Annotated in this window: 21 protein-coding genes and 1 tRNA gene; 3 read left to right on the top strand and 19 right to left on the bottom strand. The window is 43.6% G+C overall.

Annotated elements, in window-relative coordinates:
* Nucleotides 1–135: 135 nt before the first annotated feature.
* Genes B5F53_RS13005 through B5F53_RS12990 form a run of 4 tightly spaced genes read right to left on the bottom strand, consistent with a single transcriptional unit; the run spans nucleotide 136 to nucleotide 4,056 of the window.
* Nucleotides 136–1,038 (bottom strand): dihydroorotate dehydrogenase, encoded by a 903-nt coding sequence (locus tag B5F53_RS13005; RefSeq protein ID WP_087224108.1) that lies wholly within the window; start codon nucleotides 1,036–1,038, stop codon nucleotides 136–138.
* Nucleotides 1,038–1,814 (bottom strand): dihydroorotate dehydrogenase electron transfer subunit, encoded by a 777-nt coding sequence (locus tag B5F53_RS13000; protein WP_087224106.1) that lies wholly within the window; start codon nucleotides 1,812–1,814, stop codon nucleotides 1,038–1,040. Before B5F53_RS13000 ends, B5F53_RS13005 begins: the two co-directional genes overlap by 1 nt.
* Nucleotides 1,815–1,837: 23 nt before the next feature.
* The gene (gene pyrF, locus B5F53_RS12995; RefSeq protein ID WP_087224104.1) at nucleotides 1,838–2,764 is read right to left on the bottom strand and encodes an orotidine-5'-phosphate decarboxylase; all 927 of its coding nucleotides are present in this window, start codon (nucleotides 2,762–2,764) and stop codon (nucleotides 1,838–1,840) included.
* Nucleotides 2,765–2,778: 14 nt separating this feature from the next.
* Nucleotides 2,779–4,056, bottom strand: coding sequence for a dihydroorotase (locus B5F53_RS12990; protein ID WP_087224102.1), 1,278 nt, complete (start codon nucleotides 4,054–4,056; stop codon nucleotides 2,779–2,781).
* A 295-nt stretch (nucleotides 4,057–4,351) separates the two neighbouring features.
* Between B5F53_RS12990 and B5F53_RS12985 the strand changes: the two genes are divergently transcribed.
* Entirely contained in the window at nucleotides 4,352–4,552 is a 201-nt protein-coding gene (locus B5F53_RS12985; protein WP_008705499.1) for a cold-shock protein, read from the top strand.
* 85 nt (nucleotides 4,553–4,637) lie between these two features.
* Here the strand turns inward: B5F53_RS12985 and B5F53_RS12980 are convergent, their stop codons facing one another.
* A complete protein-coding gene (locus B5F53_RS12980; RefSeq protein WP_087224100.1) occupies nucleotides 4,638–4,889 on the bottom strand; it encodes a hypothetical protein in 252 nt (83 codons plus the stop codon).
* 50 nt (nucleotides 4,890–4,939) lie between these two features.
* A complete protein-coding gene (locus B5F53_RS12975) occupies nucleotides 4,940–5,779 on the bottom strand; it encodes a DegV family protein (RefSeq protein ID WP_087224098.1) in 840 nt (279 codons plus the stop codon).
* A gap of 172 nt (nucleotides 5,780–5,951) precedes the next feature.
* Here B5F53_RS12975 and B5F53_RS12970 point away from each other — a divergent pair, with 172 nt between their 5' ends.
* Complete coding sequence (locus B5F53_RS12970) at nucleotides 5,952–6,455, top strand: DUF5721 family protein (RefSeq protein ID WP_087224096.1); 504 nt, start codon at nucleotides 5,952–5,954, stop codon at nucleotides 6,453–6,455.
* Nucleotides 6,456–6,507: 52 nt separating this feature from the next.
* Here the strand turns inward: B5F53_RS12970 and htpG are convergent, their stop codons facing one another.
* The 6 genes from htpG to B5F53_RS12940 form a co-directional block, all read right to left on the bottom strand.
* Nucleotides 6,508–8,553 carry a molecular chaperone HtpG gene (gene htpG, locus B5F53_RS12965; protein ID WP_087224094.1) on the bottom strand — a complete coding sequence of 682 codons (2,046 nt, stop codon included), beginning with the start codon at nucleotides 8,551–8,553 and terminating at the stop codon, nucleotides 6,508–6,510.
* Between the two features lie 170 nt (nucleotides 8,554–8,723).
* Nucleotides 8,724–11,633 (bottom strand): COG1470 family protein, encoded by a 2,910-nt coding sequence (locus tag B5F53_RS12960; protein ID WP_162610609.1) that lies wholly within the window; start codon nucleotides 11,631–11,633, stop codon nucleotides 8,724–8,726.
* 107 nt (nucleotides 11,634–11,740) lie between these two features.
* Nucleotides 11,741–11,998, bottom strand: a complete 258-nt coding sequence (locus B5F53_RS12955) for a glyoxalase (protein WP_087224090.1) — start codon at nucleotides 11,996–11,998, stop codon at nucleotides 11,741–11,743.
* Between the two features lies 1 nt (nucleotide 11,999).
* Nucleotides 12,000–12,779 carry a Cof-type HAD-IIB family hydrolase gene (locus tag B5F53_RS12950; RefSeq protein WP_087224088.1) on the bottom strand — a complete coding sequence of 260 codons (780 nt, stop codon included), beginning with the start codon at nucleotides 12,777–12,779 and terminating at the stop codon, nucleotides 12,000–12,002.
* A gap of 13 nt (nucleotides 12,780–12,792) precedes the next feature.
* Entirely contained in the window at nucleotides 12,793–13,452 is a 660-nt protein-coding gene (locus tag B5F53_RS12945; protein WP_087224086.1) for an HAD family hydrolase, read from the bottom strand.
* A 3-nt stretch (nucleotides 13,453–13,455) separates the two neighbouring features.
* Entirely contained in the window at nucleotides 13,456–14,049 is a 594-nt protein-coding gene (locus B5F53_RS12940) for a Maf family protein (protein WP_087224084.1), read from the bottom strand.
* A 166-nt stretch (nucleotides 14,050–14,215) separates the two neighbouring features.
* Here B5F53_RS12940 and B5F53_RS12935 point away from each other — a divergent pair, with 166 nt between their 5' ends.
* Entirely contained in the window at nucleotides 14,216–14,734 is a 519-nt protein-coding gene (locus B5F53_RS12935; protein WP_087224082.1) for a YtxH domain-containing protein, read from the top strand.
* A gap of 52 nt (nucleotides 14,735–14,786) precedes the next feature.
* Here the strand turns inward: B5F53_RS12935 and B5F53_RS12930 are convergent, their stop codons facing one another.
* From B5F53_RS12930 to cysS, 7 genes are all read right to left on the bottom strand, one after another.
* Nucleotides 14,787–15,179, bottom strand: a complete 393-nt coding sequence (locus B5F53_RS12930) for a 4Fe-4S binding protein (RefSeq protein ID WP_087224080.1) — start codon at nucleotides 15,177–15,179, stop codon at nucleotides 14,787–14,789.
* 107 nt (nucleotides 15,180–15,286) lie between these two features.
* The gene (locus B5F53_RS12925; protein ID WP_087224078.1) at nucleotides 15,287–16,951 is read right to left on the bottom strand and encodes a glutamine--tRNA ligase/YqeY domain fusion protein; all 1,665 of its coding nucleotides are present in this window, start codon (nucleotides 16,949–16,951) and stop codon (nucleotides 15,287–15,289) included.
* A gap of 90 nt (nucleotides 16,952–17,041) precedes the next feature.
* Nucleotides 17,042–17,114: transfer RNA gene (locus tag B5F53_RS12920), tRNA-Thr, on the bottom strand.
* A gap of 143 nt (nucleotides 17,115–17,257) precedes the next feature.
* The gene (locus tag B5F53_RS12915) at nucleotides 17,258–17,848 is read right to left on the bottom strand and encodes a sigma-70 family RNA polymerase sigma factor (protein ID WP_087224076.1); all 591 of its coding nucleotides are present in this window, start codon (nucleotides 17,846–17,848) and stop codon (nucleotides 17,258–17,260) included.
* Nucleotides 17,849–17,859: 11 nt separating this feature from the next.
* Complete coding sequence (rlmB, locus tag B5F53_RS12910) at nucleotides 17,860–18,594, bottom strand: 23S rRNA (guanosine(2251)-2'-O)-methyltransferase RlmB (RefSeq protein ID WP_087224073.1); 735 nt, start codon at nucleotides 18,592–18,594, stop codon at nucleotides 17,860–17,862.
* On the bottom strand, nucleotides 18,587–19,015 hold the full coding sequence (locus B5F53_RS12905) for a Mini-ribonuclease 3 (protein ID WP_087224071.1): 429 nt from the start codon (nucleotides 19,013–19,015) through the stop codon (nucleotides 18,587–18,589). Before B5F53_RS12905 ends, rlmB begins: the two co-directional genes overlap by 8 nt.
* Complete coding sequence (cysS, locus tag B5F53_RS12900) at nucleotides 19,000–20,409, bottom strand: cysteine--tRNA ligase (RefSeq protein WP_087224069.1); 1,410 nt, start codon at nucleotides 20,407–20,409, stop codon at nucleotides 19,000–19,002. The genes B5F53_RS12905 and cysS overlap by 16 nt, the downstream gene beginning before the upstream one ends.
* Nucleotides 20,410–20,412: the final 3 nt, after the last annotated feature.

Below are 20,412 nucleotides of genomic sequence, written 5' to 3'. Positions count from 1 at the left end.
CTCCTGTTTTCAGGACAGCAGATGTCTGATATGCTCTATTTTAGCAGACAGACTCCCTGCTGTCCGTGATATATATCACAGTTTTAAAAGAAAAAGAGGAGTGCCATATTCTATCGGCACTCCCTGCTGAATTTCTTATTTTACCAGCCCTATCAGTTCCTGTACATCTTCAAACTGATACTGTTTCATATAATCTTCAATCCCTTTTACTACCTCTTCGGTCGCTCTTGGATTTTGGAAATTGGCGGTTCCCACAGAGACTGCTGTGGCTCCTGCCAGCAAAAATTCCACAGCGTCCTCCCCGTTAGAAATTCCTCCCATTCCGATAATAGGAATCTTCACGGCATTTGCAGTCTGGTATACCATGCGGACTGCTATGGGTTTCACAGCCGGTCCGGACATTCCTCCGGTTTTATTGGCAATTGCAAACGCTCTTTTATGAATATCAATTTTCATCCCGGTAAGGGTATTAATCAACGACAACACATCGGCTCCTCCGGCTTCTGCTGCCTTCGCCATTTCTGTAATATCCGTCACATTGGGGCTCAACTTCATAATCACCGGCTGCCTGGCGTATTTTTTCACTTCCTTTGTGATTGCTTCCACTGCCTTTGGATCCTGGCCAAAAGCGATTCCTCCCTCTTTTACATTGGGGCAGGAAATATTCATCTCCAACATATCCACCGGCTCTTCAGAAAGACGTTCCACAACTGCACAGTAGTCTTCTGTGGTTTTTCCACACACATTTACAATAATCTTCGTATCGAATTTCTTTAAAAAAGGAATATCTCTCTCACAGAACACGTCAATACCCGGATTCTGCAGGCCGATGGCATTTAACATTCCCCCGTAAGTTTCCGCAATTCTGGGGGTAGGATTTCCCGGCCACGGCACTGCCGCGACCCCTTTTGTCACCACAGCTCCCAACTTATTTAAATCCACAAACTCACTGTACTCTTCTCCGGATCCAAAAGTTCCGGATGCCGTCATAACCGGATTTTTCAATTCCACTCCCGCAAGATTTACTTTTGTATTCATTACAGTTCTACCTCCGTACTCAGAAATACAGGGCCGTCCTTACAGATTCTCTTATTATGAACGTGGGAATGGGCGTCCACCTCTTTTGACTGGCAGACACAGGCCAGACAGGCTCCGATTCCACAGGCCATACGTTCTTCTAAAGACAGATAACAGGGAATCCCCCGTTCTTCGGCATACGCCTTAATGGCTTTCAGCATGGGGGTGGGCCCGCAGGCCATAATCATATCTGCTTTCAGCTCCTTTTCCCGGATAACATCCATGACGTTTCCTTTGGTTCCGACACTGCCGTCTTCTGTCGCCACAAAAACCTCGCCAAACCTGGCAAACTCTTCTGTCAGGAACTGCTTGTCCCGGTATCCTGCGATTACTTTCACATCTCCCCGAATCTGTTTTGCCGTTTCCAACAGGGGAGGAATTCCGATTCCGCCTCCCATTAAAAAGACCGTCTTTCCTTCTGCTTCTTTAACGGGAAATCCGTTTCCCAATGGTCCCACAACAGAAAGGGAAATCCCCGGATGGTACCTGGAAAATTCCTCTGTTCCTTTTCCTGCTACCCGGTAGACAAGCCGTATCTGTTTCTTTTCTCTGTTAATTTCACAAATGCTGATTGGTCTTGGAAGAATCCGGCTTCCATCCCGGCTGTACAGGGATAAAAACTGACCCGGCAAAGCTTCTTCTGCAATTTCTTCTGTCTGCAGCCACATGCTGTAAATACCGTCCAGCAGTTCTTCCTGACTGACAATCCGGCATTCTTCTTTTCTCTTGTTTCCCATAAATGCCTCCTGCTTATCTGAATTTATTTCTGTCCCAGAGCTTTGGAAATATCTTCAACCATATCCACAACTGCCTGGCGGGAAGCATCCGCATAGTTCAGCTCTCCGATATGCGCATATTTTTCCTGTTTATAAGCCGCAATAATTCCACGGGAGGAATTTACAATAGCCCCCAGTCCGTCTTCATTGAAGAAGTGAACCAGATCTTTTCCCTGTCCGCCCTGAGCGCCGTATCCCGGAACCAGGATAAAGGTTTTCGGCATTAATTTACGGAGAACTTTTCCCATTTCCGGATAAGTTGCCCCCACAACAGCTCCGATATAACTATAGGTTTCTCCCATATGCTCTTCGCCCCACTGGGCTACTTTCTCTCCCACCAGTTCATAGAGCGGACGGCCGTTCACTAACTGATCCTGAAATTCTCCACTGGATGGGTTAGAGGTTTTTACCAGGATAAACAGACCTTTCTTTTCTTCTTTGCACACATCAATAAACGGTTTTACGCCATCCGTTCCCAGATAGGGATTTACTGTGGCAAAATCTTCGTCAAAGCCGGCATATGTTTTGTTTCCCACCTGAACTTTTCCCAGATGGCCCACAGCATAAGCCGCTGAAGTAGAACCAATATCTCCTCTTTTAATATCACCGATTACCACAAGATCTCTGGACTTACAGTAATCTACCGTCTTCTTATACGCTTCCATTCCCGGAATTCCGAACTGCTCGTACATGGCAATCTGAGGTTTCACTGCCGGTATTAAATCCCAGACAGCGTCCACAATTCCTTTGTTATACTGCCAGATTGCTTCTGCAGCTCCCTCCAGTGTCTCGCCGTATTCCTGGAACGCTTTCTTCTGGATGTGCTCCGGAATATAGTTCAGCATGGGATCCAGTCCCACAACAATTGGTGCATTGGTCTTCTGTATTTTGCTAATTAATTTCTGAATCATAATATCCTCCGGTTTTATTTATATTCGTATACAATGTTTCCATCACAGATGGTAAAGATAACCCTTCCTTTAACTTTCTTTCCGTCAAAAGGCGTATTGCGCCCTTTAGATACAAAGGTTCCTTTATCAATTTTATATGAGGCTTTCGGATCGATAATGGTTACATCCGCATCCGCGCCCTCCTGCAGGGTTCCTTTGGAAATCCCCAGTACTTTTGCCGGGTTATAGCTCATTTTCTCCGCCATCTGCAGCGGGGTCAGAATCCCTTTTTCTACCAGTTCCGTCATTGTTAAAGCCACGCTGGTTTCCAATCCCACAATTCCAAACGCCGCATTACGCATAGAGCCCTGTTTTTCTTTTGCTCCGTGAGGCGCATGATCCGTGCTGATTACATCCATGGTGCCGTCTTTGAGCCCTTCAATCAGCGCTTTCTTGTCTTCTTCGCTGCGAAGAGGCGGATTCATCTTGTAGTTTGGATTGTCTGTGGAAATATCGTCTGTAGTCAGTGTGAAGTGGTGGGGGCATACCTCCCCTGTCACATCATACCCGGCCTGTTTGGCCTGACGCAGAATCTCTACGGAACCTTTGGTGGAGCAGTGACACAGATGCAGGCGGGCGCCTGTGTCATGGGCCAGGATAATGTCTCTTGCAATAATCGCATCCTCTGTGGCATTGCAGATTCCCGGCAGATTCAGCTCTTTTGCCTTCTCGTCCTCATTCATACATCCGCCTCCGGCCAGGGACTTGTCCTCACAGTGAGCCAGAACCGGAACATTCAGTCGGGCCGCTTCTTTCATAGCCTCTCTGTAAATTTTCATATTCATAACGGATTTCCCGTCTTCTGAGAGCGCTCCTGCCCCGGCCTGAACCATTCCTTCTATATCTGTTATTTCCTGATCTTTCTGGCCTACTGTAATGGCCCCTGACTGAATCACATGTATGGGAGAAACCATCTCTGCTTTATTTTTCACATAGGAAACTCTGTCTTTGTTATCAATCACCGGAACCGTATTGGGCATGGCCACGATTGTGGTAAATCCGCCTTTGGCTGCCGCCGCAGAACCGCTTTCAATTGTCTCTTTATATTCCTGTCCCGGATCTCTTAAGTGGACATGGATGTCTATCAGTCCCGGCATTACAAAGCATCCGTCCGCATCAATTACACGGTCGGCCTTGGTTTCCAGTCCTTTTTCCGCTTTCTGTATCTTGCCGTCTTTGATGTAAAGATCGCCAATTTCATCTTTTTGTAAAGACGGGTCTAAAATTCGACCATTTTTTATTAAAATATCCATCCTCGGATCTCTCCTTTTCCAAAATCTTTCCTGTATTTATCATACACGAAAACCCTTTATTAATAAAGTGTTTTTTTCATTTCAGGACTTGGCTGTTCTTTTCGTCTTTTCAGAGTTTTTTCTTGACTTTTTCTTTTACGGAAACTATAATGAAACTACAGATAACCTATTGAATGTAACAATATCATCAGTTTTTAAGGATTACATTACAATATGTAGTCTTTAAAAACTGGTGATTTTTTTCGCCAGTAGGAATTTTAATTTATTTTTTTATTTTGTATGGAGGTAACACATTATGAACAAAGGAACTGTAAAATGGTTCAACGCAGAAAAAGGTTATGGTTTCATTACAGGTGAAGACGGAGCCGATGTTTTCGTTCATTTTTCTGCAATCAACGGAGAAGGATTCAAATCCTTAGAAGAAGGTCAGGCTGTGACATATGATTTAACAGAAGGCGCTCGCGGAATGCAGGCTGCCAATGTTACGAAATTATAATTGAGAGATCTATTTTCCAACTGACTCAATAAAAGGAGATGTCCGCAGTGCGGGCATCTCCTTCTTTTCTCTCATCTTACATCATTTATTCTGCATCTACAGACATTTCATTAAAGTAATTCTCAATGGAGGTCATATCCATGGCTGTTTCCGTTATTTCCTGAGAACTTTTTTCCTCTACTTTCACATATACAGAATATCCAATCCAGGATACTGCAAAGATACACAGAAAAGCTACAAACAATTTTTCCAGTATAGAATCTCTTCTCTCTTTTTTGTCTTCTTTCGTAAGATTTTTCTTTCTAAGTTTATTGGCGTCTACTTTCTTCTGACTCATGATGATTACTCCTTTTTTTTGTTCCTCTCAGAAGTATAGCACATTTTTTCTTATACGACAACAATAATCCCGCCGTCATTGGCATACATGCTGCTGACCCCGGCTGTATCCAGAACCACAATCTTCTTTGTTTTCATCCGTTCTTCAATGGCTTCTTTTAATATTTTTGCCCGTCCCGGACAGTTGCAGTGAGAAATGGCAAGAACCCGGTTCTCACTGTCCTCTGCAGATTTCACAATATAATCCACCATTTTAATTAAAGCCTTATTAATCCCTCTGGCCTGATCCAACTGGCAGATGGCCCCTTCCTTTGTGGAACCCATTACCGGTTTGATTTTCAGGGCGGAAGCCACAAATGCCTTAACTCTGCTTAATCTGCCGTTTTTCCTTAAAGTCTCCAGATTTTCCAGCACAAAAAATGTATTCTGGGACTCAATATAATCTTCCACAGTTGTTACAATGGCGTCAAATTCCATCCCTGCCTCTTCGCATTCTGCAATCTTCATAGCAATCAGAGTTTCCCCTATGGAAGCGGAACGGGAATTAAAAACATAGATTTTTTTATCGGGATGTTCTTCCTGATACAGGCTTCTGCCCAGAACAGCGCTGTTATAGGAACCGCTCAATTCTGCAGATAAGGTTACCGCATAAACGTGATCCGCATCACAGTCATAGGCCTGCATATAACGCTCCGGGGAAGGGCAGGATGATTTGGGACAATTGGGGCTGTTGGCCACTTTTTCCAGAAATTCCTTCTGGTTAAAGGTCTCGTCATCTATAATATCTTCTCCGTCCACACTTAAAACCAATGGCACAGATTCATATCGGGAATCCTTCTTCCATTCTTCTAACAGTTCGCCGCAGCTATCTATAATAATTTTAAAACTCAATTCATATCGTCCTCTTTCCCATTATATGTAGTATCGAATACCAGATATATAGTATCATATCCTGCGCTGTTTGAAAAGGATTTTTAAAAAACTTCTATGTTTTTTTTTCAACTTGTTTTATAATATCTCTAGCGCCGGTTTCTCCGGCTTTGTATTCAAAGGAGTTTTCATTATGATCGCACTTAAAATACTGGATATAAAAGATTTTATGTCCCGTTTATTAAAGGGAGAGGCTTTTGATCCTTTCTGGCTGGTGGAGGCATCCATTACAACGTATAATACTTTTACCATTGACGGCAGTCTGCACAGGGACTTTTTTGATGCTCCCCTTCTGGAAGCCCTGGACCGTACTCAGCGAACCTATTCTCTGTGGCGTGAAGTAAAACCTTACTGTTTTTCCATTATCCGTGGAAAGCATACGCCCCTCCACTTTAAATTTGTATTCCAGCTTTCCCGGGAAAATACCAGTTTAGCTGTAACTGACAGCGGACTTCTCATAGATCCGGAAGACGTCAATGGGATGTATCTGAATTTTCAGTTTCATGGAGGAGAACTGACCTGCACCACCGGAACTTCCCTACGTATCTTCACAATGGATAAAACCATAGATAATACCTGGGATCTCATGGTACTCTCATTTTTTAAGCAGAACGGAATTGCTTTCGAACAATTATAAAAAAAGGCTGCAAAATCAACTTCGCCTTGACTTTGCAGCTTTTTTCATTTCTTTATTTTGTAAGCATCAGCATAATCTTGTTGCTTCTTTCCACAAATTTTGTCATTTCTTCCGGGGAGAGCTGTTTATGGCTTAGCATTGCCAAATCATAAAGCTGCTCGCAGATAATCGGAGCATTTTCTGCCTCTTCTTTTTCCACCAGATATTTTACCAGAGGATGATTTGCGTTCAGTACCAGTGTTTCCTGTCCCTGAAGCATGGATGAATCCATTCCGTACATGTTATACATTTTCATCATTTCCTGCATTCTACGGCTTTCCTCTGATAAGGTAATCATAGCAGAAATTTCTTCGTTTTTCAGATTTTCCACCCGGACGTCCAGATTCTCTTTCTTTAATTCTTTCTGGAACAGCTCTTTCAGTTTCTTCGCTACGTTTTCATCCGCAGTCTCTTCTGTTGTAAATTCCTCTGTGAGATCTGCGTCAATCCGCTTAAACTGAATTGTCTCTTTCAGCCTTTCCAGATGAGAAATAAAGGCGGAATCAATATTGTGGCGAAGGATTACCGCATCTTTTCCTTCTTTGCGGAACATGTTAATATACTGGCTCTGCTGAATGGGATCTGTTACATAGAAGATTGTGGTTTTCTTTGGTTCTTTCTCTTCGCTGTTTTCTTCTTTCTTCTCTTCCTCGGCAGCAGCTTTTTCTTCCTCTGTCTGATTCTCTTCTATACAGTCTTTTAAGGTCAGGTATTTGTCGTCAATGTTTTTAAAGAGAATATAGTCCATCATTTTCTCAGAGAATTTTTCATCCTTTAAGCAGCCGAATTTAATGAACGGACTGATGTCATCCCAGTATTTTTCGTAAGACTCCCTGTCTGTCTTGCACATTCCCGTAAGCTTGTCCGCTACTTTTTTCGTAATGTATTCAGAGATTTTCTTTACAAATCCATCGTTCTGAAGAGCGCTTCTGGATACATTCAAAGGAAGATCCGGACAGTCGATAACTCCTTTTAACAGCAGTAAAAACTCAGGAATTACTTCTTTGATATTATCTGCGATGAATACCTGGTTATTATACAGCTTAATGGTTCCTTCGATAGAATCATATTCCGTGTTAATTTTAGGGAAATATAAGATTCCCTTTAAGTTAAACGGATAATCCATATTCAGATGAATCCAGAACAGGGGCTCTTTATAATCCATGAATACCTTGCGGTAAAACTCTTTATAATCTTCCTCTGTACATTCATTGGGATGCTTTGTCCAGAGAGGATGCGGATCGCTGATGGAAACCGGACGTTTGTTAATCTTTACCCGATCTCTCGCCGGAGAGATTTCTACGGTTTCCTTTTCTCCATTTTCGTTTTCTCTTTCTTCTGTCTTGGCCTCCTCATGAATTCTCTCAACCACTACGTCGTCTTCTTTTAAATCGGCCTCGTCCACCGTCTCATATTCCTGAGGTGCGTTTGCCTTGGAAAGGAAGATTTCCACCGGCATGAAGGAACAATATTTATCCAGGACTTCTCTCATTCTGTATTCATTGGAAAATTCCACACTTTCCTCATTTAAAAAGAGGGTGATTTCTGTTCCCACCGTGGTCTTGCTGCCTTCCTGCATTTCATATTCCGTACCGCCGTCGCAGGCCCAGTGCACCGGTTTTGCTCCTTCTTTATAGGAAAGGGTGTCAATGTGAACTTCGTCTGCTACCATAAAAGCAGAGTAAAAACCAAGTCCGAAGTGACCGATCATCTGATCATCCGTGGTTTTATCTTTATATTTCTCTAAGAATTCGGTAGCGCCGGAAAAAGCAATCTGAGTAATATATTCTTCCACTTCGTCTGCTTCCATTCCGATACCGTTATCGATAAATTTCAGGGTCTTCTCTTCCGGATTTACCACAACTTCAATTTTGCTTTTATAATCATCCGGGAAAGAATACTCGCCCATAACTTCCAGTTTCTTTAATTTTGTAATTGCATCGCATCCGTTAGATACCATTTCTCTGGCAAAAATATCGTGATCCGAATATAACCATTTCTTAATTATGGGAAATATGTTCTCGCTGTTAATTGATAAACTTCCATGCTTTACAGCCATTTTATTCACTCTCCTTAAATTGGTAATCACTCTCTAAAAGATATAGTAATACCACTTGTCTGAAAAGTCAAGAAAAATTTAGCACTCATTTAAAATGAGTGCTAACAAAATTTTCTTTATAAATATGGGCTGCTGCGAATTTCTTCACAACAGCCCTGCCGTAGATTCATTTATTTTCTTTTCTTTGTCTGGTAAATCAGAATCCCTGCGATACATCCTACCGCCACTACGAAGACGGCTACCCATGCTCCGATTGGTGTTTCGTCTCCGGTATTTACCGCGCTCTTCGTTTTAGGCGTAGGGGTTGGTTTCTTAGTGGCTGTGGCTTTTCCTGTGTTTTTGCTGGATTTTGTATCAGAGGATTTTATAATAAATTCCACTTTCTTGGTATCTGATTCTCCTTTTTTCACCCATTGTTCGCCGTTATATTCCTGACGTATAAAATTCACTTTCAGGGTGTATTTATTGGCTTTCGTCACTTTGAAGGAATCTTCATAATCGGAATTATCAAATTTTTCCCCGTATCCGCCTACCTTCCAGTCATAGGGCAGATAGCGAACATCTCCCTTCCTCGGGCTGGTGTTTGTCATACCTGCTCCAATGGCTTTAAACTTCATGGTAATGCTCTTATCCATTTTGTAGGTGGCCCCGTTTTCAATTCCTTCTATCCGGTTATCGGATGCTTTTGCAACTTTCGCATCATAAGCCTTAACGGAAACTTCAACCCAGGTACTCAGACTAAGCTGATAGGGATTTCCCACATTGCTCGGCAGAAGAATAGTTCCGTATACGGTAAATTTCTGATCTCTGGTACTGGACGGATCGTAATCGCATCCTTCCACATTCCAGCTGATGCTGGCCGACACTTTTCCCAGTTCCTTCACATAAATGGTGGTTGTCTTGGGAAGTTTCAGACCTTCTGCCGTCTTAGGACTTCCATTGGGCAGTCCCTCAATAGCTCCCATATTGGTATTCACTCCAATCAGAGTCGCTTTGTTTACCCGGAAAGCCGCCTGGCTCTCAATCTTCAAATCATTATTATTCTGTACGGTAATCGCCTGGACATACGCATCTTTGTTATAGCCCATACCTAATTTAGGCTGTACCGTTACGGTCAGGCTTTCTCCCGGTTTTAACTGCTTCAGACCTTCTGCATCAAAGCCTTCTGCAGTAACCTGAAAGACGTCTGTGCTTGCCGGTTTCTTCAGCGTCAGCGTTCCGGTTCCTGTATTGGTCACACGGAAACTCTGGGCAGCCGGGCTTTCTGTATATCCCACCAGTTTGCTTCCGAAGTCCAGATAACGGGGACTTACGGAAACCTTAAAGGTCTGTGCATCTACTGTAAAATACGCCAGTATTGGTACTTCTTTTCCGGAATTTTTATCCTTGATCTTTATGGTATCCTCATGCAGTCCCTGACCCAGTCCGATTTTCGGTGTAACTGTAAAACTTGCAGACTCGTTGGGACCTATTTTGCTTCTGGAAAGTTTACCGATAATAAAATCCCCTCTATTTGAAAGGGAAAGATCCAATTCCTGATTTCCCGTATTGGTAATTACCATTTCCTGAGTTTCAACAGAAGTATATCCCTCTACTGCATTCGGGAATTTCATATCTCTGGAAGTAACTTCAAAATCATATACTTTTTTCGTTTCCACTTTATATTTACAGGAAATGGACAGCTTCGGATCCAGTTCCGGGCTGGTAGTCAACACTAAAGATTCGCTGTAATTATCCGGAGAAAGATTTGATTTCGGCCGTACGGTAAAGGTATACTTTTCTCCCTTATCCAACGTCTTTGGCAGTCCGCTGATTTCATAAGCATCACTCTCAGGCTTTTTCACTGAAATTTCCACATTGCCTGAATTCTCAATTGTAACTTCCTGTGCTTTCGGAGCTGTTTCCCCTTCTTCAGTTTTCCCAAAATCCAGACTCTTTCCTGAAACAATGGTCAGGCCCGGTTTTTCTTCCTCTTCTGTCACCTGGAAGGAGGCCGTTACTGTCGCCTGTGCATTATCTACCGTAGTTATTTCAATCGTCTCTTTATATGAGCCTTCTTTTGCCTTCTTTCCCTCCCTGGGCTTGATTTTTACTGACTTGCTTTCCCCTGCTTTCAGCAGAGTCCCTCCAATCTCTTCCACCTCAAAATAGCTGAGAGATGTTACGGAATTTAAAGTTAAATCAACATTTCCAGTATTTTTAAGTGTCACAGATTTAGCCGGTACATCTTTATAACCTTCTTCCAGTTTTCCGAAATCCAGTTCTCCCGGTTCTGCTTCCATACCAAAGGTTTTCTTTTCCGGCTGCGTATTGTTTTCGTCTTCATTTGTATTCTGATAAGGGAAAACATCAGAAGAGGGTTGTGTCCCTTCCGTGCCCTGTACGGTATTTCCCACAACAGGCTCTTCTGTTTTTGGCTGCTCTGCTGCAGGAGCAGGAATACTGGAATTTGTTCCTTCATTTCCCTGATTAGATTCCTGACTCTGGGTATTTTCCGGTTCCGGATTTGTGACATTCTCCGTATCGCTCTGTCCTGTGGGAACAGAAGAATTTCCGGTTCCCTCCGGCTCATATGCCGCCTGGGGAGTCGGCGTTACAGAGCTCTGTTGGGTTTCCCCTGCAGCCGGTGTCACAGTCGGCGCTCCCGGGGAACCTGCAGCCGCTCCGGGCGTACCTGTGGGCGCAGGAGTCGGCGTTACTCCCTGTTTGTTTACCTTTCCTGATTCTTTTACCAACTGTCCTGTAAGACCTGTCTCTGGTTTTGGTACAGCTGTCAGCTTGATTACCGCGCCCTCATCGGCAGCAGCCAGAGTATAACTGTCTGCGGAGCTCAATGTTTTCGTCTGAGCGCCTTCCTGTTTGGTCCAGGTATATGTAAACTTATCCTTGGTCAAACCTGCAGGCGTAACGGCTGACAAATCTGCCTCCAGTTTATTTCCTACCGCCGGAAAACCTTTTATCCTAAGCTCTCCGCCCAATGCCTGCGCTCCCCCTTCAGATGCTGCAAAAGTAACGGCAGGTAAAAAAGACAGTATCAGAACGATCGTCATAAAAACTGCAATTATACGTTTTCTCTTCATACTTTCTTTTCCCTCCTTCAGCTCTTTGTGTCCGGATTTCTCTCTTTTATATTCAGTTTTATTATAACCCATTCCTGATTCTTCCACAAGTAAACATTCTATAAAAACTAGCCTTCCACAATCAGATAGCCGCCGTCCCCGAGGGCGAACACTTCCTGAGCTTCTTTCAGCTCCTGATCACTCATATGGCTTACATCAGCTCCGCTTTCTTCCAGATATGCCCTGACTTCTTTTAATGTGTCAGCTTCTGCCGCCATGGCTTCTTCTAAAAATTCCTCCGCCTCTTCATAGGTTCCGGCCACCGGCTCGTCAAAGAGCCGGCTCTGTTCCTTCAGAAATGTTTCCACACTTATTTTCTTGTACATTTTATGCTCCTTCCCTTAAAACTTGCTTTAATACAGAAACCACGCTGGAAGTTGTGTATCTGCTGACGGCTTTCACCTTGTCTTTCCCGGTCTCCATGGCATAGCTGTGCTCTACTGCTTCCAGCATTCCAATATCATTGTACTCGTCCCCAAATGCCATGGATTCTCCCCGGCTGATTCCCAGTTCCTTTTGAAGGGCTGTAATTCCATTTCCTTTGTCCACGCCTCTGGGTGCAAAATCCAGCCAGTCAAACCCGGACGTAACCACCAGGGCTTTGTCCCCGAACCGGCCATACCAATAGTCAAAGCTTTTTTCTATTCCTTCTTTTTCATATACGGCTATTTTCAGGCAGGGTTCCGTCACCTGGTCAAAGCTGTCAATCAGTGTGTAATCCGGTTTTACAATTTCATCAATTAAATAACGGTATTCCTCAGATTTTGGATGCAGATAATACTGCTTTTCCCCGGAAATTGTAAACTCCGCCCCTTCTTTTTCCCAGATGGCTTCCACAATCTCCCTGGCTGTCTCCTGCTCCATGGTTTCTTTATACAGCACCTTTCCCTGATAGACAGTCAGTGCGCCGTTCTCGCAAATGTATGCAATCTCATCTTTCACCGGTTCAAACAGCCTTCGGATGTTCGCATACTGCCGTCCGCTGGATGCAGCAAATAAAATCCCCTTTTTCTTTAATTCCCCAATAAGAGAAAACATTTCTTCCGGCACTTTTTTGTCTTTTCCCAAAAGGGTTCCGTCTAAATCGCTTGCAATTAAACGAATCATTTTCTTTTCCTTTCTATTCCTCAAATAATTCCAACAGCTCCAGCGGATCGGATATAATCCTGTCTGCCTTATATTTTTTCAGTTCTTCCAGTCCGCGAAATCCCCACAATACCCCTACGGTAAACATTCCTGCCCGGTGTCCCGTCTCCATATCTGTCCTGGTGTCCCCCACATAGACACATTCCGAAGGAGATACCTGAAAATCTGCTGCGATTTTCAACGGCCCCTGGGGATCCGGTTTTCTGGCTATCTTTGGCTGTTGTCCCAATACCATGGAAAACAATTCCTCTCCAAACAGACTTTTAATTACTTTTACTGCAGCCTCATGGGGTTTATTGGAACAGACCGCAGTTTTTATCTGATTCTTTTTCAGCTCTTTCAGCATCTGGATAATCCCTTCGTAAGGCTCTACTTTATATAAGGGATCCTGTTCAAATAATTCCCGATACCGTTTCTTACCTTCTTCCAGATGTACCAGCTCCCGATCTCCGGCGGCTGTTAAACAGCGCTTTATCAGCATATCGGATCCCTCCCCGGAAAAATATTTGAATTTTTCTTCCGGCTGGGCGGGAAGTCCATATTCTCCCAGCATTTTATTGGCGATATAGGCCATAGACTCTACGGTATCTGCCAAAGTTCCGTCCAGATCAAAAATACACGCCTTATAACTCATCTGTCATTCCTCTTCTCTCAGTGATATTCCTGCTTTTTTCATTTCCCAGAATAGTCTTCCGACGGGCAGCCCCACTACATTATAGTAATCTCCCCGGATTCCTTTTACATAGGCGCTGAATGCTCCCTGGATCCCATAGCTTCCCGCCTTATCCATGGGTTCTCTGGTTGCCACATAATCCTCTATCTCTTTCCTGCTCACAGGATAAAACTCTACTTTGGTACACTCAGAAAACACATGTTCTTTTATTTCCCCATTCTCCATCCGAAGTACTGCCACTCCGGTATAAACTTCATGAGTGCGTCCCTGCAGTCTCATTAAAACTGAAACCGCCTCCTCTTCATCTTTTGGCTTTCCCAGAATTTCCCCATCCAGAGATACTACGGTATCGGCACCGATAACAAGGATTCCCTCTTCCTGATTCTGTTTTAAAACCGCATATGCCTTCTTTCCTGCAAGTTCTTCCACCACTTCATCCGGAGCCGATTTCGTAATCGTTTCCTCCTCCTGACTGACAGAAACGGAGAATCTGACTCCCGCTTTCTGAAGAATTTCTTTCCTCCTGGGAGATGCAGATGCCAGTAAAATCTTTCCCATGACTGAGTCCTTTCTTTTATGTATAGTTCTTTTATTTTCGTTAATACTTTTTATTATAGTCCTGCCGCAAGACACCCGCAACCTATTTTATGCTTTTCTTTTTTCAGAAAAAGTATTACAATAATTACAATATATTTCAGAAAATATTGGGAAAGGAGATTACAGCATGTTAAAATTCAGTAAAATTCTGGGATGTGCAGCTTTGGGAGCCGCCGCCGGAGCGCTTTTTTATCAGTGGAAATCCAGACAGGGTACCGGCTGTACAGAAGAAGTACAAGAAGATCCCACCGGGGATGAACAGCCTTCCGCTACCAGAAAATACATCAAAATCGCCACGGAGACAGCCGGGGAAATGAAGGATGTGGCTGTGGAAACCGCCGGAAAAGTCAAAGAAGTGGCACAGCACACAAAACAAAAGGTTAAAAACATGAAGGAATCAGAACCTTTTTGGGAAGAAACCGAAGAGACCCTGGGACATCTGAAAGAATCTGCACAGGAATCTTTTGAGGATATGAGAGAATCTGCAGAAGAAACCTTTGAAGATTTCGGACGTACTGCCCAGGAAGCCAAAAGCATGGCCGAGGAGGTCTGGGATTCCACCAAAGAATCCGCGCACCGCGCTAAGGAGAGGGCTTCCGATACGGCTAAAAAAATCAAAGAAAATTATAAAAATCGCTCCGAGTAAAACAAAAAGATGTCTCCTGAAATCATAAGAATTCAGGAGACATCTTTTTCTATCAGGCTTCTTTAATTTCAAGAACTTCCATTGGACAGGCTTTCGCACAGATCCCGCAGGCAATACATTTTGATGCATATTCCTTGTCTTCTGCTTTAACAACCAGGCCAAAGGGACAGGCATCCACACATTTTCCACAACCGACGCATTTTTTCTTATTAATCATGTATACGCCTTTTGCATTCTGAGTAATTGCCCCTTCCGGACAGGCCTCGGCACATTTACCGCACTGTACGCATACCATCGGTTTCGGAGTCACCCCATCCTTTTTCACTGAAATCTGGATGCATGATTTCCTGTCATCAAATTCTTTGTAAAATGCCTCTGAACAGGCAATTTCACATTCCTTACATGCCATACAGGCATCCTTTTTTGCTACAACAAGTTTTTTCATCCTTAATCCTCCTCGTAAGATATATTTACCTATTCATTCTAACCTTTTTTTCGACTTCTTACAAGAAAATGCGACTGAAAAAATAAATAAAGCAGGCAGGATTTTATTTATTTTTTCGGAAGTTTAAAAGAACTTTTTAAGGATACAATCCGGTTAAATACCGGAGCGTTTTCTTCGGAATCCCGGAAATCCACACAGAAATATCCGTTGCGTACAAACTGGAAGCTTTCAAATGCCTTTGCTTCTGCCAGCATCGGTTCCACATAAGCGGTCACTTCTTTTAAGGAGTTGGGATTCAGGTTCAGACTTCCGTCTTCGTTATACACGCCCTTCTCTTCATCAATGATGTTTTCATACAGACGAACTTTTACCTGTTTCGCCTCTTGTGCCGGTACCCAGTGAATGGTTCCCTTTACCTTTCTGCCTGTAAAGCCGCTTCCGCATTTTGTCTCCGGGTCATAGGTACAGTGAATTTCTGTAACTACGCCGTTCTCGTCCTTTACAAAGCTTTCGCATTTTACAAAGTAAGCGTTCATCAGACGTACTTCATTGCCGGGGAACAGACGGAAGTATTTCTTCGGCGGGTTCTCCATAAAGTCGTCTCTTTCAATATACAATTCCCGTCCGAAGGGGATTTTTCTGCTTCCCAGTTCCTCGTTTTCCAGATTATTGGGAGCATCCAGATATTCGATCTGATCCTCCGGGTAATTGTCAATAATCAGTTTCACCGGATCCAGAACCGCCATCATACGGGGCCGTTTCAGTTTTAAATCTTCCCGGATACAATATTCCAGCATGGCATAGTCCACAGAACTGTTTGCCTTGGAAACACCGCAGAGATCCACAAACATCTTAATAGACTCCGGTGTAAATCCTCTTCTTCTCAGAGCGGCGATAGATACCAGCCTTGGGTCATCCCAGCCGTCTACAATTCCCTCTTCTACCAGTTTCTTAATATATCTTTTCCCTGTTACCACATTGGTTAAATACAGTTTTGCAAATTCAATCTGCTTAGGCGGAACCGGGTATTCCAGTTCCTGTACCACCCAGTCATACAGCGGACGGTGATCTTCAAACTCCAGGGTACAGATCGAGTGGGTAATCCCCTCAATGGCATCTTCAATGGGATGGGCAAAATCGTACATAGGATAAATGCACCACTGATCTCCGGTCCTGTGATGTTCCATATGGGCAACACGATAGATAACCGGATCCCTCATGTTCATATTGGGGGAAGCCATATCAATTTTCGCACGGAGAACCTTCTCTCCATCCTGATATTTTCCCTCTTTCATTTCCTGGAAAAGTTTTCGGTTCTCTTCCACACTCCGGTTTCTGAAGGGGCTTTCCTTTCCCGGCTCTTTCAGGGTTCCTCTGTATTCTCTGATTTCTTCGGAAGATAAATCACAGACATAAGCTTTGCCCTTATCAATCAGTTTCAAAGCCGCTTCATACATCTGCTGAAAATAATCAGAAGCAAAATACAGTCTGTCTTCCCAGTCGGCCCCCAGCCACTGAATGTCTTCTTTAATAGACTCCACAAATTCTTCTTTTTCTTTTGTGGGATTGGTATCGTCAAAACGCATGTTGAATTTTCCATTGTATTTCTGCGCAAGTCCGTAATTCAGTAAAATCGACTTGGCATGGCCAATATGAAGATAGCCGTTGGGTTCCGGCGGAAATCTTGTATGAACGCAGTCATAAACGCCCTCCGCCAAATCTTTATCAATAATATTTTCTATAAAATTCCTGGATACTGTTTCGTTCTCCATTCCAAACCCTCCTGAAATAAGTCGAAAAAAAACTCATTCGTTCAAACCTGCTAGTAATTCATACACATTACCTGTACTGCTTGTCTGAAAAGCTGCCTAGCGGACTTGAACCGCCGACCTCCGCCTTACCAAGGCGACGCTCTACCTACTGAGCCAAGGCAGCATATCATACTAACGATAGCTGAACGATTGAGTTTTTTAATTCGGCGATACTTTTAATTTGTGTCGCTCACAGTTAGACATTTTAGCAAATGTATCCTGCATTGTCAATACTAAAAATCAAAAAATTTCAAACTATAATTTCAATTACGATTTTCTGAGATATTCCCTGATTTTTCCACGTATTCTCTGCAGGGCATTGTCAATAGATTTGGGGGATTTTCCCATATTTTCTGCAATCTGCACATAACCGTATCCCTGCAGATACTGCTCTAATACCTGGTTTTCAAATTTACTCAGACACTGGCTTATCTGCCGGCGCATATCCGTTACATTTTCTCTGTCAATAATAATAGATTCCGGATTGTCCGCCCAGAGTTCTCCTCTCAGTTCTTTCTCTTCTGCTTCTGTACTCAGAGATACGTATGTATTTAACGGTTGGTGTTTCTGACGGTTTGATCCCTGAATGGCGTTATAGAGCTGGCGCTCGATGCAGATTCCGGCAAAGGTGGAAAAAGAGGCTTCTTTCCCAGGCACGTAATCCCGAACCGCTTTAAAAAGCCCTATCATTCCCTCCTGAATCAAATCGTCAGTTTCCCCTCCGATTAAAAACATAGCCCTGGCTTTTTTCCGAACCAATTCTTTGTATTTCATCATTAAAAAATCAGATATTTCCGTTTCTCCCTGACGAAGCCTCCGGATCAGTTCTTCATCTGTACATTTTTCATAATCAGCCATGACAACCTCTTTTATTTAAAATCTCTTTGTCTTACAATCTCATATGCCAGCACACCGGCGGCAACGGACGCATTGAGAGAGTCAATCTCTCCCTTTACAGGAATAGACGCTGTAAAATCACAGTTTTCTTTCACCAGGCGACTCACTCCGGCCCCTTCATTTCCGATTACAACCCCTATGGGGCCTGTCAGATTCTGGCGGTACATGGGTTCTCCGTCCATATCGGCACAGACAAACCACATCCCTTTCTTTTTCAGTTCTTCCATCGTAGAAACCAGATTTGTCACTCTGGCAACCGGGGTATAATTTAAAGCTCCCGCAGAAGTTTTCGCCACTACTGCCGTCAGACCGGCAGCCCTTCTTTTAGGAATAATCACTCCGTGAGCCCCTGCCAGATTGGCTGTCCGGATAATGGCTCCCAGGTTATGGGGATCTTCAATATTATCCAGTAAAAACACAAAGGGATCTTCCTGCTTATCTTCCGCTTTTTTTAATATATCCTCTACCAGGGCATACTCGTAAGCGGCAATAACTGCTATTACCCCCTGATGGTTCCCTGTTTCAGATAACTGGCGGAGTCTGTCTTTGGATACGTATTCGATTAACGCATCCGTTTTTTTCGCCTCTCTCAGAATGCTTCGCACCGGGCCGTCCTGGCATCCGTCCTGTATATACAGACGGTCTACACAGCGGCCGGAGCGAAAAGCTTCTATTACAGCGTTTCTGCCCTCAATTTTTTCACTCATTGGTTATCCCTCTCAGTCCGATTTTAATAATATCCACCAGTCTCTGAAAATCTTCTTTTAAATATAAATAGCCCACCAGAGCCTCAAAGCCGGTGGCTCTCCGATAATCCGTCATAGTAGCATTTTTTGCCATAGTTGGAGAATGGGCGTTCCTGCCCCGTTTATAAATCTGATATTCCTCTTCCGTCAGATATTCTTCCATATAGCCTATCATCCGGGACTGCGCCTGGGCTTTCACAAGGCTGCTGGCTTTTTTGTGCAGTTTATTTACTGCACAGTTTCCCTTCTTCACCAGACTTGTGCGGATCATGATTTCGTAAACCGCATCTCCCAGATAGGCAAGGGTCAGAGGAGAATAGCTTCTTAAATCTCTGTCCTCCAGCTGAAACTCCTTTTTAAAATACTCTAAACTCTTTTCCATTTTACTCCCTCACGGGTATCTTTCAGTTCAATTCCCATTTCGAGAAGCTGATCCCGAATGGCGTCAGCCTTTGCAAAATCTTTTGCCTTTCTTGCTTCCTGGCGCTGTGCAATCAGTTTTTCTACTTCTGCGTCCAGGGTCTCTTCTTCTTTTTCCACTTTCAGTCCCAGAATATCGCACAGCTTTACAACCGTATTTAATACCTCGTCAATGAACGGACGGGAACTGTCCTCCTGAAGATTGGTATTTGCAAATTTTACCAGTTCAAATATGGCTGCAATGGCGTCGGCGGTATTGAAATCATCCTCCATTGCTTCTTCAAATTTCTTTATATATCCCCGGACTTCTTCCAGTTTCTCCTTTTCCTGAGCGCTCAGTTCTTTTGCTGCGGCTTTCTTCTGAAAGTACTTCATATTATCCACTGCATTTAAAATTCTTTCATAGGCATTCCCGGAAGCCTCCATCAGCTCTCTGCTGAAGTTTAACTGGCTTCTGTAGTGGGCGCTCAGCATAAAGAAACGCAGTACCTGCAGATCATAGCTGTCTGCAATCTCCCTTACGGTAAAGAAGTTGCCTAAAGACTTGGACATTTTCTTATTATCAATATTCAAAAAGGCATTGTGAAGCCAGTATCTGGCAAAGGGTTTCCCATTGCAGCACTCGCTCTGGGCAATTTCATTTTCATGGTGAGGAAATACCAGATCTTCTCCTCCCGCATGAATGTCAATCTCTTCTCCCAGATATTTCTTGGCCATTTCTGAGCATTCGATATGCCATCCCGGGCGGCCGTCGCACCAGGGAGAAGGCCAGGAGGGTTCTCCTTCTTTCTTTGGTTTCCACAATACAAAATCCATGGGATCTTCTTTCTGGTCTTCTCCTGAGACCTGCAGCGCCCGGAAACCGGACTGAAGATCCTCCAGGTTTTTATGAGAAAGTTTTCCGTATTCTTTAAACTTTTTCACCCGGAAGTAAACGGTTCCGTCTGCTGCCGCATAGGCGTACCCTTTCTCAATCAGCTCCTGAATCATCTCCACCATTCCGCTGATTTCCTGTGTGGCAAGGGGGTGTACCGTTGCCGGCCGCACATTCATGGCTGCCATATCTTTTTTGCATTCCTCAATGTATCTTTGGGATATTTCTTCGGCGCTGACCCCTTCTTCATTGGCTTTTGCAATAATTTTATCATCCACATCCGTGAAGTTGGAAACATAATTTACTTCATAGCCTTTATATTCCATATATCTGCGCACAGTGTCAAATACAATCATCGGACGCGCATTTCCAATATGAATCAGATTGTACACTGTGGGTCCGCACACATACATTCTCACTTTTCCCTCTTCTATCGGAACAAACTCTTCTTTCTGTTTTGAGAGTGTATTATATAATCTCATAGC

The sequence above is a fragment of the Blautia sp. An249 genome (assembly GCF_002159835.1).
GTDB classification, from domain to species: domain Bacteria; phylum Bacillota; class Clostridia; order Lachnospirales; family Lachnospiraceae; genus Blautia_A; species Blautia_A avistercoris.
Note: the sequence above shows the minus strand (reverse complement) of the source record. Positions and strands in the feature narration are given on the sequence as shown.

What these genes read in the sequence shown, in the direction of transcription:
- B5F53_RS13005 (WP_087224108.1), bottom strand. Translation starts at nt 1,038, where the DNA reads ATGAATACAAAAGTAAATCTTGCGGGAGTGGAATTGAAAAATCCGGTT.
- B5F53_RS13000 (WP_087224106.1), bottom strand. Translation starts at nt 1,814, where the DNA reads ATGGGAAACAAGAGAAAAGAAGAATGCCGGATTGTCAGTCAGGAAGAA.
- pyrF (WP_087224104.1), bottom strand. Translation starts at nt 2,764, where the DNA reads ATGATTCAGAAATTAATTAGCAAAATACAGAAGACCAATGCACCAATT.
- B5F53_RS12990 (WP_087224102.1), bottom strand. Translation starts at nt 4,056, where the DNA reads ATGGATATTTTAATAAAAAATGGTCGAATTTTAGACCCGTCTTTACAA.
- B5F53_RS12985 (WP_008705499.1), top strand. Translation starts at nt 4,352, where the DNA reads ATGAACAAAGGAACTGTAAAATGGTTCAACGCAGAAAAAGGTTATGGT.
- B5F53_RS12980 (WP_087224100.1), bottom strand. Translation starts at nt 4,889, where the DNA reads ATGAGTCAGAAGAAAGTAGACGCCAATAAACTTAGAAAGAAAAATCTT.
- B5F53_RS12970 (WP_087224096.1), top strand. Translation starts at nt 5,952, where the DNA reads ATGATCGCACTTAAAATACTGGATATAAAAGATTTTATGTCCCGTTTA.
- htpG (WP_087224094.1), bottom strand. Translation starts at nt 8,553, where the DNA reads ATGGCTGTAAAGCATGGAAGTTTATCAATTAACAGCGAGAACATATTT.
- B5F53_RS12960 (WP_162610609.1), bottom strand. Translation starts at nt 11,633, where the DNA reads ATGAAGAGAAAACGTATAATTGCAGTTTTTATGACGATCGTTCTGATA.
- B5F53_RS12955 (WP_087224090.1), bottom strand. Translation starts at nt 11,998, where the DNA reads ATGTACAAGAAAATAAGTGTGGAAACATTTCTGAAGGAACAGAGCCGG.
- B5F53_RS12950 (WP_087224088.1), bottom strand. Translation starts at nt 12,779, where the DNA reads ATGATTCGTTTAATTGCAAGCGATTTAGACGGAACCCTTTTGGGAAAA.
- B5F53_RS12945 (WP_087224086.1), bottom strand. Translation starts at nt 13,452, where the DNA reads ATGAGTTATAAGGCGTGTATTTTTGATCTGGACGGAACTTTGGCAGAT.
- B5F53_RS12940 (WP_087224084.1), bottom strand. Translation starts at nt 14,049, where the DNA reads ATGGGAAAGATTTTACTGGCATCTGCATCTCCCAGGAGGAAAGAAATT.
- B5F53_RS12935 (WP_087224082.1), top strand. Translation starts at nt 14,216, where the DNA reads ATGTTAAAATTCAGTAAAATTCTGGGATGTGCAGCTTTGGGAGCCGCC.
- B5F53_RS12930 (WP_087224080.1), bottom strand. Translation starts at nt 15,179, where the DNA reads ATGAAAAAACTTGTTGTAGCAAAAAAGGATGCCTGTATGGCATGTAAG.
- B5F53_RS12925 (WP_087224078.1), bottom strand. Translation starts at nt 16,951, where the DNA reads ATGGAGAACGAAACAGTATCCAGGAATTTTATAGAAAATATTATTGAT.
- B5F53_RS12915 (WP_087224076.1), bottom strand. Translation starts at nt 17,848, where the DNA reads ATGGCTGATTATGAAAAATGTACAGATGAAGAACTGATCCGGAGGCTT.
- rlmB (WP_087224073.1), bottom strand. Translation starts at nt 18,594, where the DNA reads ATGAGTGAAAAAATTGAGGGCAGAAACGCTGTAATAGAAGCTTTTCGC.
- B5F53_RS12905 (WP_087224071.1), bottom strand. Translation starts at nt 19,015, where the DNA reads ATGGAAAAGAGTTTAGAGTATTTTAAAAAGGAGTTTCAGCTGGAGGAC.
- cysS (WP_087224069.1), bottom strand. Translation starts at nt 20,409, where the DNA reads ATGAGATTATATAATACACTCTCAAAACAGAAAGAAGAGTTTGTTCCG.